Source organism: Vulcanisaeta distributa JCM 11216, from assembly GCF_001315985.1.
Taxonomy (GTDB): domain Archaea; phylum Thermoproteota; class Thermoprotei; order Thermoproteales; family Thermocladiaceae; genus Vulcanisaeta; species Vulcanisaeta distributa_E.
Genome location: NZ_BBBI01000017.1, coordinates 1 through 12544, shown reverse-complemented (window position 1 = coordinate 12544; position 12544 = coordinate 1). Strand labels below are relative to the sequence as shown.

The 12544-nt window shown below is 44.9% G+C and carries 13 protein-coding genes, 1 tRNA gene and 2 pseudogenes; 6 read left to right on the top strand and 10 right to left on the bottom strand.

Translation table 11 applies throughout. The features are described from left to right. Positions 1-54 precede the first annotated feature (54 nt). On the bottom strand, positions 55-438 hold the full coding sequence (locus JCM11216_RS11400) for a DUF1641 domain-containing protein (protein WP_243676167.1): 384 nt from the start codon (positions 436-438) through the stop codon (positions 55-57). 111 nt (positions 439-549) lie between these two features. After that, complete coding sequence (locus tag JCM11216_RS11395) at positions 550-1734, bottom strand: FAD/NAD(P)-binding oxidoreductase (RefSeq protein ID WP_054854263.1); 1185 nt, start codon at positions 1732-1734, stop codon at positions 550-552. A 301-nt stretch (positions 1735-2035) separates the two neighbouring features. On the opposite strand from JCM11216_RS11395, the gene JCM11216_RS11390 reads away from it, so the two are divergent. Further along, positions 2036-3196, top strand: coding sequence for an ABC transporter permease (locus JCM11216_RS11390; protein WP_243676166.1), 1161 nt, complete (start codon positions 2036-2038; stop codon positions 3194-3196). 7 nt (positions 3197-3203) lie between these two features. Here JCM11216_RS11390 and JCM11216_RS11385 read toward each other — a convergent pair. After that, positions 3204-4574: pseudogene (locus JCM11216_RS11385) on the bottom strand (tRNA (N(6)-L-threonylcarbamoyladenosine(37)-C(2))-methylthiotransferase). Between the two features lie 111 nt (positions 4575-4685). Between JCM11216_RS11385 and JCM11216_RS19425 the strand changes: the two are divergent. The 3 genes from JCM11216_RS19425 to JCM11216_RS19415 all read left to right on the top strand — a co-directional run bounded on the left by JCM11216_RS19425 (position 4686) and on the right by JCM11216_RS19415 (position 6662). After that, positions 4686-5264, top strand: a complete 579-nt coding sequence (locus tag JCM11216_RS19425; RefSeq protein ID WP_243676165.1) for a hypothetical protein — start codon at positions 4686-4688, stop codon at positions 5262-5264. Positions 5265-5416: 152 nt separating this feature from the next. Beyond that, complete coding sequence (locus JCM11216_RS19420; protein WP_243676164.1) at positions 5417-5968, top strand: hypothetical protein; 552 nt, start codon at positions 5417-5419, stop codon at positions 5966-5968. 25 nt (positions 5969-5993) lie between these two features. Continuing rightward, a complete protein-coding gene (locus JCM11216_RS19415) occupies positions 5994-6662 on the top strand; it encodes a hypothetical protein (RefSeq protein WP_243676163.1) in 669 nt (222 codons plus the stop codon). On the opposite strand, the gene JCM11216_RS11375 is transcribed toward JCM11216_RS19415, so the two are convergent. Together JCM11216_RS11375 and JCM11216_RS11370 are read right to left on the bottom strand one after the other, a co-directional pair. Then, positions 6637-7041: an HAD family hydrolase gene (locus JCM11216_RS11375; RefSeq protein ID WP_243676162.1), complete on the bottom strand. Its 405-nt coding sequence runs from the start codon at positions 7039-7041 to the stop codon at positions 6637-6639. The genes JCM11216_RS19415 and JCM11216_RS11375 overlap by 26 nt on opposite strands. A 1-nt stretch (position 7042) precedes the next feature. Next, a complete protein-coding gene (locus JCM11216_RS11370) occupies positions 7043-7288 on the bottom strand; it encodes a hypothetical protein (RefSeq protein ID WP_054854261.1) in 246 nt (81 codons plus the stop codon). Positions 7289-7390: 102 nt separating this feature from the next. Here JCM11216_RS11370 and JCM11216_RS11365 point away from each other — a divergent pair, with 102 nt between their 5' ends. After that, entirely contained in the window at positions 7391-8209 is an 819-nt protein-coding gene (locus JCM11216_RS11365) for a substrate-binding domain-containing protein (protein WP_054854260.1), read from the top strand. Positions 8210-8232: 23 nt separating this feature from the next. Continuing rightward, positions 8233-8400: a hypothetical protein gene (locus JCM11216_RS19410; protein ID WP_243676161.1), complete on the top strand. Its 168-nt coding sequence runs from the start codon at positions 8233-8235 to the stop codon at positions 8398-8400. On the opposite strand, the pseudogene JCM11216_RS11360 reads toward JCM11216_RS19410, so the two are convergent. From JCM11216_RS11360 to JCM11216_RS11350, 5 genes and pseudogenes are all read right to left on the bottom strand, one after another. Beyond that, positions 8388-9159 (bottom strand): annotated as a pseudogene (locus tag JCM11216_RS11360) (ATP/GTP-binding protein). The gene JCM11216_RS19410 and the pseudogene JCM11216_RS11360 overlap by 13 nt on opposite strands. Before the next feature lie 44 nt (positions 9160-9203). After that, complete coding sequence (locus JCM11216_RS19405) at positions 9204-9341, bottom strand: hypothetical protein (protein WP_243676160.1); 138 nt, start codon at positions 9339-9341, stop codon at positions 9204-9206. An 86-nt stretch (positions 9342-9427) separates the two neighbouring features. After that, positions 9428-10345, bottom strand: a complete 918-nt coding sequence (locus tag JCM11216_RS11355) for an MFS transporter (protein ID WP_054854259.1) — start codon at positions 10343-10345, stop codon at positions 9428-9430. Between the two features lie 333 nt (positions 10346-10678). Next, positions 10679-10797: transfer RNA gene (locus JCM11216_RS19400), tRNA-Ala, on the bottom strand. Positions 10798-10884: 87 nt separating this feature from the next. After that, positions 10885-12471: a hypothetical protein gene (locus tag JCM11216_RS11350; protein ID WP_243676187.1), complete on the bottom strand. Its 1587-nt coding sequence runs from the start codon at positions 12469-12471 to the stop codon at positions 10885-10887. Positions 12472-12544: the final 73 nt, after the last annotated feature.

Below are 12544 nucleotides of genomic sequence, written 5' to 3'. Positions count from 1 at the left end.
TATAAAAATCTTTTTACCAAGTCTTGATTTAATTAATTCAGCCTTAGGCAATTATTATCCCTGTTGCTGAGCCGAACACTTGCCCAACGCCTTCAAAAGCGCCATTGCAACACCAAGACCCCCCCTCTGCACGTCCTTATCCCCCCCTAACGCCCTCCAAAGCCCCCCCATTAAGCCACCTACGGGTTTAGCATTTGCTAGATCCACATTCTTTCCTAGACACCCACCCATATCCTGAATCAAGCCCTTCAACCTAAGTACGTCCTGGGTATCCAATTTATTCATTGCCTGTAAACTACCATCAACTAAGATGGACAACAGCCTAAATATTGCTGGGTCCTGGAATAGATACTGTATAACCTCCTCAAACCTATTGACAATTATCATTAGTGCATCAATTACACCACTACGCTTAAGTTCGATTAATTGATCAAGCAAACCCCCCTAATCTCATCAATATTCTGGACAAGCACATTGAGAGCCTCTGCGATCTGCTCGTCTGGGCTCTTCTCAACCTGTGTTTGTTGTGCCTGCGCCATGGTCACCACCTCACATGGTTGTTGCTAACCAGGTTTTATAAAATAGATCCTTAATCAACCTACCAAGTGGTGACGTTAATATACTGTAGCAACTACCTGTCCACGCAGCCTTATTGCTACTTAAATCCAGTTTTATATCACAGTTAAACATCATACCAACATCACCATAATCCAAGGCGCATGTCATAGCGTTTATTTGAGCCGGGTCAACGGGTTGACCAAGCAACTCACCTGCAATAGCGCTAGCACTGGCTAATGCCGTGAAGTGTACGGGAACACCTGCCGTTGGAAGTCCTACGTACGGCATTGAGTGCTCACCGGGTAAGTACACATCATCATACTTTAGGCTCCTACCTGTATACACATTTATTGCCGTCCATTTTCCAGTTGGAGTCTCAGCAACCAATGGAGTGCCCTCGAAAGGCTTTGGTAACCTTGCTGGTGGCGTCACAATCAATAGGTCATATTTATACTTCTCACCGTTAGATAAAACAACGACCTTCTCCTTATCATCAATGGTGATTGGCGGTTTAACACCACCTACACATTCCACACCCTTCTTAGCGCCGATTTCTTCAGATATTTTAACGGCCTCAGGGCCTAAAGGTTCTAGAGGCTTATTGAATGGGTAGAGTAGCGTTATACTTGTTCTATCTCTAATACCCCTCTTCCTAAATAACGTATCTAATTGACAGGCAAATTCAAAGGGATAAACACCGCACCTATATATTGGTTCAGGCGCCACTAGGACGACCCTGCCGCCGGTGAAGGATCTTAGTGCCTCCTTAAGTTTTAATGCACCATCAAGCGTGTAGTTATGGTAACCAACGCCTAAGTTATATGAAACGAAGTCATTCTCAACCCCCCCTAGACTTGCCAGTAGGTAATCGTAATTGAACTTCCCCCCCTGGTCAGTCTCTACGACTCTATTATCAGGGTCTATCTTAGTCACCTTAGCCTTAACGAACTTAACACCCCCCCTCTTTTCAAGCAATGAGAATGGTAATTGTGCTTGCTTAGGCTCTACATCACCAAGCGCTATATTAACGAGCAATGGTGGCAATAGATAATAATCCTTATCATCTATTAACGTTATCTCTACATCAACCCTACCCCCCCTCAACCTCTCTGCTAATCTCTTAGCAACAACGACACCACCAACACCGCCACCTAGGATAAGTATCTTTTTAGGCACGTGGCCCTACATGAATGCCACTATTTAAGCATTATTATTAATTACGCTATATGCATGCGAAAGAATAAAAAGTAATTAATTTATAAACTTTTATAAACTAATATATTTAAATAAATTAATATTTAGTACCACGATACGTAGTAACGTAATAATAAAGATTATTAATAATCAACATCATACTAATAATTAGTTATGTGATGATGGATCAACAATCTGATACTTAAAATGAGGAGGGAGGTGAAGGCTGATTATCCTTGTTAGAAGCGTTTTTAAGGGCCATGTAATTGTATTAAACCGGCTCATGAGCTTAAGGACCTTATTCACAATGTCGATTAGGAACCTTGGTGGTAGAAAGACGAGGGCTATATTAACAATGCTCGCAATAATTTATAGTGTGGCGTTGATGATAACGCTTGAGACCATGACCTACGGCTTCAAGGTTGCAATAACCAGTGAGGTTGAGAACATACTACCCACGGACCTAATGGTTTATTCACAAAGTGTTTCAATACCTGAGGCCGTGGCTCAAGTCATTGCAAAGCTTCCTCACGTGTCTTACGTAGTCCCCGCGATTATAATAAGTACGGCGCAGGTTAATGATCAGTCCGTCACCTTGATTGGGATACCCAGCCAGTACTTCTCATACTTCGAGGTACATATGGATAGTGGTTCATTACCCATGAGCGATGGCGAGGCAATAATACAGGATACCCTGGCCCAAAAGGATAACATAAGTATTGGCAATACGATCTATGTCCAGGTACTAACGGGTATTCAAGGAGGCTCCGAAATAATACCCCTCAAGGTCACTGGAACATTCAGCAGCATACTTGGTGGTTTCCTTGGTTTTCAGCTGAACATGATTGTGACGCCAATAGGCACGTTACAAAATAACCTAAATGATGAGGGCTTTGTTAATGCAATATTCATAAAACTATCCCAGGAGAACCCGGAATACCTTAATCAATTGGCTACGGCACTGAGCGAGTATTTCCCTAATGCCGATGTTTATGAACAGAAGTCTGTCCTTGGTTCAATCTCTAATGCGTTGTCCATGGTCAACCTATTCTTCGTGATAATAATAGCGCTAAGCCTAATAGTCACTGGACTTAGTGTCGCGAATACCGCCATCATGAATGTTAGGGAGAGGACTAGGGAGATCGGAATTCTAAAGGCGTTAGGCGCATCTAATAACCAGGTAATACTAATATTCCTCCTTGAAATACTCATAATGAGCATAATAGGCTCGGTAATAGGCATAGTACTCGGCATAGCAGGTGCCTACCTGGCCAGGTACATAATGATTAGGCTAAACCTGCCAATAATAATACCCGTAATATTACTACCAACGCTATACATATACTCATTAGTAATAGCCATAGCCACATCGGTAATTGCGTCAATACCGTCGTTAGTGTCAATAACGAAGATCAGACCTATGGAGGTGCTAAGGATTGAGTAAATTAAGCTTAGGAAATTAGGTCAAGGCCCTCTGTTATCCTGAAATCAACCCTATACCTGACACCTAGGCTCTCCGATTCAAGTAATTGACCAAAGAGTCTCTGCGGTGTTGCGTCCGTGACCCTAACCTTCACGAATGCGCCAATGTCGGCCTTCTTCACGGCGATCGGTTTGTAATTGTATGAACGAATAACGTAATTCTCACCCTTGAAGTCAATCTCGCTCACGATACCCCCACATCTCCCTGCCAATGAACATCTTATTCCTCTCTAGGGCGACCTTGTTAAACACGTCAGTGGCTATTTTGCTCCTCTCCTTCTTAACCTGCTCAGGCACCTGCTCCATATACGCAGCCTCAGTAAATGCCTACGGCTATACCTGGCCAGGTTAACCTTATCAATACCCAACTCCTCAATTAGCTTCACGCTTGCCCAGAAGTCCTCATCGGTCTCCCCCCCAGGGAAGCCTACGATAATGTCCGTGGCAATAGTTGCGTCGGGAAAGACCCTCCTAATCCTCGTGACAATGTCCCTAAATAGGTCAACTGAGTACTTCCTCCTCATGAGCATCAACACCCTATCACTACCGCTCTGCACTGGTATGTGGAAGAACCTATAAACACGCCAATCGGACTTCACAACATCAAGGAGCCTATCAATTATTCGGCTTAACTCAAGGGGTTCCATCATGCCCAGCCTAATCATGAATCTACCACCAACCTTTCTCAGAATATTCTCAAGTAAGTCCACAAGGTCATAACCTCTGTCACGCCCATAAGCACTAATCTCCTGCCCCCCCGTCAGGTAAATCTCCCGTGCGCCTTTACTAACGGCATTGGCAATGGCATTGATTATATCGTCTATGTCGTAACTCTTCACCCTGCCGAAACCCATCCTACCAATCTTAGTAACGCAGAAACTACAATTACCTAGGCAACCAACCTGTATTGGTACTACGTACCTATGCCCATGAAGCTCGGGGTAGTAATTGGGCAGGTACTTTGCCGGTCTATCATCATAGATATAAATATCCGCATTACCATTCATAGCCTCATCTATAAGCTCAGCCCCCCCATGTGATGTGACAAGCACAGCATTAGGAGCCGCGTCCTTTATGGCTGCTGGCCTGACCTTGGTTAAGCACCCAATAACGATTAACCTCTTATCCTGATACTCCTTGCTCAACTTCCTCAGGAGCTTAAGCTCATTCCTCTCGGCCTCTTCTCTAACGGCGCATGTATTCACGATTACTACGTCAGCAGACCCCCCCACATCCTCCGTGTACTCCCAGCCCAATGACCTAAGCCTAGTAATCACTATGTCACTATCCGCCTTATTCAGCCAACAACCAAATGTTATCACGGCAAACCTACCGCCCATACCTCATTAGTAACGGGCAACATTAACGCCCTTAAAAACCCAGGCGCGCATAATCACAACTCTGGCACCTTTTTCGTTAAAAACAGGCAGTGTTTTTAAATGGGTAATTCATTGAGTACTAGGGACATGATGATAACGGCATTAATAATACATGCAATACTTACGATACTTGGGATAGATCCGCAGACCCCATTCACCGTGACAGGAATCACTTGGTACTATGGATCCTACACGGAGTCCGTGGGTAATTATACTCATGTATACACAGGCGTTAATGTAAATAGCACCTTAGTGATTAGCGTAAATGATGAATTATCAATACCAATCAATGTCTCCTACACCCTAAGCATTGGAAGTTACTCAATCCAGGGCCTATGGGAATTACAGCCAGGGAATAACTCATTTAATATAACAGTACCGGCGTTGCCCGAGAATAACTATAATGCAAATCTAATAATATCCACGGTAAGTTATACCATTAAATACTACTTCACGGTGTCCTCAGTGGTGCCTGGAATAACCATAAATACAACAACAACGAGACTCTATAGTGGCATGCCTCAAGTAGTTACGTTTGAGATAATGAATAGCACACCCATACCAATAAGCTCAGCATTAATAACCGTGACCGGAGTAAACGCTGCAGTTGGTAATGGCGTAATTACCGTAAAGCCCCCCCAACAAACGTAGGCATAACCATAACCCCCCCGGGCCCGTACTCGCTGGGTACATCAACAATAACATTCAGGATAACATATACCGATGCTGGAGGCTATACCTGGAACGAGACAGAGACAGAGACTTTCACGGTAGTATCAACACCGGTTTACCTAAATCTAGTCATGCAGGGCACTGTTAATTATGGCAATTACATGCCCATAACCATAAATGCAACAACGCCCGTGGGGCCCCCCCTGCAGAACCAGAAATTAAGTATCTACGTTGATAATAATTACATAACATCATTAATAACCAATAACTATGGGATCGCGCAGTACTTACTACAAGCCAATTATAGTCCTGGCTCCCATGTATTAACAGTAGCGTTTACTAACACCACGTATTTTCAGGAGGCCGTCATTAATTATACCTTCATTGTGCAGCCAGGCACCGTGTATATAATAGCCAATGTGAATAGTACCAATGTGACGTACGGTAATGCAGTTAGTATTTACGTAAAGTTATCACCACCAATTTCAGGTGGAACACTAACCATAAGTTACCTAATCAATGGGACAACAACCATGGGAACAATAGGTAGTTATACCCCCAGTAAATGGCACGGCACAGGTGACTTGGATTCCGCCGCAGGCAGGAACATATTTAATAACTATTTACTACATAAACTCGCCCAATTACCTACCAAGCTCCGCAAACCTAACAATAATTGTTAATAAAGCTCCCTGTTCATTATCAATAATGATTAACGGAACACCAGAGGTATTGCATGAAATATTCATTTTAAGTCAAATGAAGCCGGTAATCATAAACGCTCAATTAAACGTATTAGTAATAAGTAATACCTCATCAATAATTGGAACAATGTACATAAATGCAACTGGAGTTGGTACATATACCTTCATACCGAAACTACCTGGTAATTATACAATAATAGTATCCTGGCCTGGAAACATTAATTACCAGGGATGCCGCGCAACTTATGCGCTAAATGTGATGAAGGCGCCATTAACTCTTTACGTTAACGGAAGTAGTAACTTAATTGCAGCAGGTGGCTATGAAACATTTAGTATAAATATCACGACGGACATACCAATTAACTATGTTGGTGGAAACTTAACAATAGTAATTAGAAGTGGAAACAAAACTGTAAATACCTATGAAGTGCCAATTAATGGATACTATATGAAAAGTTCAATACAATTCTCTGAACCTGGCCTTTATGAAGTGTTTGTACAATACCCCCCCGGTAATAATTACGTCATGCGAAGTATCTACGGACCGTATTATGTAACGGTAATACCAGGCCTTCTGGGGATACCTTGGTACACATTACTTGCCTACTTAATATCAATGGCCCTTGGAGTATCAATGGGCATAGTAATTAATCGTAAACTCCGTCAAGCGTAGCAATAAGGTCCGGTAGCTCAGCCACGCTTCTAATCACGAACTTTGTCGGAAAATCCCTAGCCCATGTGGACACTCCTATATTTACTGTACCCAACCCATTAACCAGCAGGATATCCCTTGGATGGTCAGTCACATAGGCAGCATCGCCGGGTGGCAATTTGAGGATACCGAGCGCCCTCTTAACTAAGTCAAGCTTATCATGGCCGGGGGGGCCTAAATCACCCAGTGACACGCACCCCCCCTCTATGAATTCTGTGAAACCGTAATACCTTAACTCATGCATCATGCGCGGGCACTCCAATTCCCTACCGGTGGCTATGATTAACCTCTTATTCATATTACGCAGTGTCTTCAGCGAACTTAGAACGCCTGGGAACACCTCACCATATTCTCCCCCTCTCTATGTACAATGTCCAGCATTCATGCCAGAACCAGAAATTCCTCGATAAATCACCAAGTATCTCACTTAATGATGGATCTCTGTAATAAACATTGAGCAGGTAATTAATATCGCCACTCACGTTCTTGCCATACCTCGCCGCGCACTCCCTTAATATGCCTAGGAACTTAGGTAACGTATTTACCAAGGTCATGTCGAGATCCAGAATTACGGCTTTGATAACCATAGTGTAGGGAATATGCTTTCTTCTTAACTCATTAATAAACCATTTTACTACATTTGATGAAGAGTAAAACACTTATTAAGAAAATCACAACTTAACTATACAGTGAACAAGCCAAGGTTTAGAATCGAAATAATCCTTGAACAAGATGGGAAGGTACTAATGGATGATCTAACGGCGAGACTTCTTGAGATCCTTGAGAGAAAGGGTTCTTTGCTATCCGTGGTTAAGGACCTTGGATTGCCATATTCAAGGGCTTGGGAATTGATTAATAAGTTGGAAAGTGGGTTGGACATCAAGATCGTTAATTCAAGGAGGGGCTATAAAGGAGGCATGTCATTAACTACGGAAGGCAGGGAATTGCTGAGTACGTATAGGTCAATAGTGAGTAGGTATGTGTGGAGCCCCCCCGACGGCACCGTGTGCGACACAGTCTACGCCGGGAGCGATGATTGCATAGTTAGGGACATAATTAACGAAATGAGGAGTGAGGGTTACTGCATTGATGCCTATTGGGTTGGTTCAATGGGTGGATTGAGCATGGTCATTAATGGCTTGGCCGACATAGCCGGTATTCACCTAATCGACCCAACAAGCGGTGAGTACAACATACCCTATATGCATTCATTGGGCGCCTGGGACAATGCTGTCCTAATGAGAGGTTACATGAGACTGCTGGGTATTGTGCATAGGCCGTACCTAAGCATTAGCGATTTAACGGACATACTAGGGCTAAGGATGGTTAATAGGAATCCAGGCTCAGGCACAAGGCTGGCAACGGAGCTCCTACTCAACGGAATAGCTAAGCACATTGGATATAGTATGGATGAGATAAGGAGTGTCGTGAAGGGCTATAACGATGTTGTTAAAACACATGTAGAGGTCACTGAAAAGGTTGCCAGGGGATTGCTGATTACGGCATAGCCATTGCCGGTCAAGCACTCACGATGGGCCTCGCCGTTAAGCCCATAGCACTTGAGGAGTTTGACATAGTGATTTCCAGGGCAAGCATTAATAAACCAACGGTTAGAGAGTTCATGCGTAGGATAAGTAAGGTAGGGCCTAGGCCTGGTTATATAATGCTTAGGAACACTGGCGAGTTTTACTCCAGGTAATCATAATCACTACCTCCAACATAAACGTTATGGAGGACTCTATAAAGCGCATCAAGGCCTTCACCTGTCTTTGCGCTTATTGGTATTGGCCTTGGAATGGTGCCGATGGCCGTCAATATGTCCGATAACCTAATGCTTAGGTCGGTCTCCAACTTATTGGCCTGGTTAGACATCAGCGCCTCCCTGAGTAGGTCCGTCTCCTCACCCCCCCACTCAAGTACTTCATCAATAACAGATCTATCAAGCAGGTCGATCTTATTGAGCACATTCACCTGGGGCATGTTGAACCTGAACTGCGTCGAGAGAGCCAGGAGCATCGATGACACGTAACCACTGGGCGTCTGCGCCTGCGTCGCATCGATTACGAAGACCACGGCCGACCTATCCATGCTCAACCTATTAATTAATACCGAACCAACGCTTCTAAATGCAAATAGCTCCATCTGCCCAGGCGTGTCTATCAGGACATAATTCGCACCAATATCCATTATCTGACTCTTGATTTCCTGGGCCCTAACAGCAAGCATGTCTATGGCGGCTATTATCGAACCATTAGGACCAAGCTTATACTTCCTCATTAATTCCCGAGCCGAAACCACATCCCTAATGTCTATATCCGGTATGTAGCACGTACTCCACGGCTGGGTCCAAATTAACTATGGCAACATCGTACTGATTATTCTCAAGCCACTCAGCAAAGGTACTGACGAGCGTTGTCTTTCCTGATCCGGCGGTCCCAACAATAAATACTGTGAACATTCACTACGGAAGTTAAAAACTCCAATAAAAAACTTCCGAACCGCCTAAACACTCACGTAGAGCATGGCCGTTAATGCCCTGGCCGTGGCATCGCCAAGCAGCATGTACCTAATACTATCCTTTAAATCCACGTAGTTGGCAACCACAGTCACTAATGCACCGCCTATTAATGACCCAATCAATGTACCAACACCATAGAATAGGTTGTACAGCTAACCGCCGTTCTTCTATCCTCGGAATTATCATATACGAAGGATATATAGCAACATTAGAGGCAGAGTTCGTGAACCCCCCCGCCACCCGTGTTTGCCAGGTAAATCACATAAACATTATTGGCTAAGGCATACGATAGCGGGAACGTCACAAGCAAGAACCTCCCCCCCAGAAACATTACCAACCTCCTATTCCTATCAAACCACCTACCCACAAATCTCTGCAGGACTAGGGTTGACACACCACTAATCACATTAACAATAGCCAACTGCTCAACATTCATATTAAGCAGATAAACCTGAGCCAATGGGAAGAGCGGCCATGCAAAGCTCCATACAATGGCGAATAGAGTATTGATGAGGAGGAACCTTGTCAATTTCCTATTACTCCTAAGCATTGATAACGGCTCGGTAATTACCTGATCGCTAGGGTCCGCCGATTCAATGCCCCCCCACGCATTAATGGCATTAATGAAAATAAGCGATGCCGTGGTCATGAACACATAGTGCATTACCACATAATTACTACCGACTATGACGCCCGTAATTAACGTAGCCAATAAACTACCTATAGAACCATAAAACGCAAAATTAGCCAATACCCAACCCCCCCTACTACCTCTACTTAATCTCTCCATTATTAATGCCCACGCAAACGAATTCGCACCACCAACACCGGCTATCAAGACGTAAGTTATTAAGTACATTATGGGATTACCATAGGCTATGAATGCCATTATGAACCATAGAACGGCAAGCAACAGCGTTGAGAACTTCAGCAACTGCTCAACCCGCCTAACCCTCCTCAATGGCAACTGAACTACGCCACTAAAGAACGAGGATGCCGACGAAACAATACTAATACCAACGTTAGGCACACCTATTACGGCGGCTAGGAAACTCATGAAGGGTGATGCAAGTCCATTAGCGAGGTTCTGGATGAGTATGTAATTTTTCAATTTCTTATGATCCATATATTAACTAACCATTGAATGAATTAAATCGCTTAAAAACCATACCCAGATTCAGCCCGGGTTCTACCAATCACTAGGTCATCCTGGTCCAGTACTCATCACCACAGATACTCCATAAATACAATAAAAATAAGACTTACCCACTAAGGACCTTTAATCATTAGGTATGCCAAATCACCCATGAACAGTACCAACACAAAAAGTACTATTACAAATGTTACGACAAAACCCACCGAAGCATAAAGTGAGCATAGGGTCAATACCCAACAACCACAGAGACATCGAGCAAGGCAATAAACAAAAGCCAACTCCATAATGACTGAGGATTGATTGTGGTGGACCGGCCGGGATTTGAACCCGGGATTTCGGGCGCATATGCGTCTCCCGCGCGCCAAGCCTATGCGGGGGCATTAGCCCCCCCTGGGCATCCTTCCAGGCTAGACTACCGGCCGGTAATTGTCATTTCGTGGGTAATTTTAAGCTTTTAGTTTCGTGGGTTCGTTAGTGACTCTATGCGTTGTGGTGGTGTGGGCCTTATTTTATTCGTTGTTTACTTGCTGGACGCCTTTCCTAAGGCGATCCGCACTCACCATCGGTATTACCACGCCAATGAGCCTGGACTCCAGGTGTGTGGTTTTATCGTGCCCGTGGGCTTTGGGCGGGGGGCAGTTCAGTTTTGCCATTGCCTTTGTTATTGCCTTTGCCCTCCTTTCCTTGCCCTCGCTAACTGCCTCCTCGAGCATCCTCCTCAGCACCTCGCAGACCTTGGTCACGAGCTCTGGGTGCTTCCTTATCGCATCCATGCCCATGTAGACCACGTACCTCTTACCCCGCCTAACCAGGTCAACCTCCTCGTAACCAGCGCCCTTCAACCTCTCCAGGATGGCTCTGGCTTCCTCATAGTCCCTACGTGTGACCCTAAGCTCAACACGACTAACGCCATTTACACTGACAGTCATTCTAATGCCGGCGACCTCAACTGATGACTTACCCTTCGGCTCACTCTTCATGCCAACCAGCGTTATTAATCGCTTAAGTTTCTCGGCGTCTGGCAGTAGGCCCAAATCCTCGATCAATGCCTTGGTTGAGGGGTTGTCGAGCATTTTCTTAGCCAACTCGGCAGCCTTTGAGGACTTAATTACGTATGTTATTTTATGCTTTCTTTTCCTCTCCTTAAACCCTAGACCCTCAAGTCTCTTGATAACTTCACCCCCCCACACTTCACGTTTTGACTTACCCATTACAAGCCTAATTGACTTCCACCTAGCGCTGATGTCACCATCACCGAGTATCGCAAACAGTAGGAATGCCATGAAGTCATCATAGCCTAACCCACCGGCTTGCTTGGAAACCTCGGCTTTGTCCTCGAACACGCCCTTATGGTCAATAGCCATTAAATTCCACGTAATGCTTACGTGGTCATTAAGACCCACGCCATGTAAATACATGCTGTTCCTCCCGGGCCACGTAATTAACCAGGCAAAGACTTGCCACGCCTGGTTTGTGTCCATCTCTGGGTAGCCCTTCTTGTCGATTGCTCCATCGGTCATCAATAGCCCGCACCGCATGGCCCTTAGCTTGTTTTCGCCGAATAGCTTGGGCGTGATAACGCGAAAGCCCCCCCTGAGCCCGGTTAAGCGCAGCAATACTGCTACACCACCCGAGCTTGCCATCCTCGACGCATTAATCGCTATGTGCTTAGCGTATAGGTGCACCGCGAAGCTCTTATCCTCATTAAACGGCTCACCGCTAATAATTATCTTCGTCTCACCACTTCTTAGCTTATTAATTAGTTCCTCGAGTTCTTGTCTGTAGGTCTTTAGCCACTTCTTCCTTGCTCGATCTAGATACCTGAGTATCTTCCTGCCGGCTTTGAGCGTTGTTTTCCTCAGGTTAGTGATGGTTTTATCGTTATTTTCATTAACTTCCTCCTCAATCTTTGGTAGCCACTCACTCAATGCCTTGATTGTCTCGTCAAATGGCGTTGTCTCATCACTCAGCAACACGTTCCTATGTTTCTCAAGCCTTCTCATGAACTCGTTGATTAGTCTCATCGTTTCCTCAATGACCCTTGGGTCATCAACCAATTCACCGCACTTCAATCTCCTCGAGCCCTTGACCTTCACGCCCCCCCAGCATATGGTGGCTGGGCCCCCCCTCTCCGCCGCGCGGCCCTGCAGCCCACGCAACTCACCCTCC

Coding starts and splice junctions, on each gene's coding strand:
- JCM11216_RS11390 (WP_243676166.1), top strand. CDS start 2,036: ATGAGCTTAAGGACCTTATTCACAATGTCGATTAGGAACCTTGGTGGT.
- JCM11216_RS19420 (WP_243676164.1), top strand. CDS start 5,417: ATGCAGGGCACTGTTAATTATGGCAATTACATGCCCATAACCATAAAT.
- JCM11216_RS19415 (WP_243676163.1), top strand. CDS start 5,994: ATGATTAACGGAACACCAGAGGTATTGCATGAAATATTCATTTTAAGT.
- JCM11216_RS11370 (WP_054854261.1), bottom strand. CDS start 7,288: ATGGTTATCAAAGCCGTAATTCTGGATCTCGACATGACCTTGGTAAAT.
- JCM11216_RS19410 (WP_243676161.1), top strand. CDS start 8,233: ATGGGCCTCGCCGTTAAGCCCATAGCACTTGAGGAGTTTGACATAGTG.
- JCM11216_RS11355 (WP_054854259.1), bottom strand. CDS start 10,345: ATGGATCATAAGAAATTGAAAAATTACATACTCATCCAGAACCTCGCT.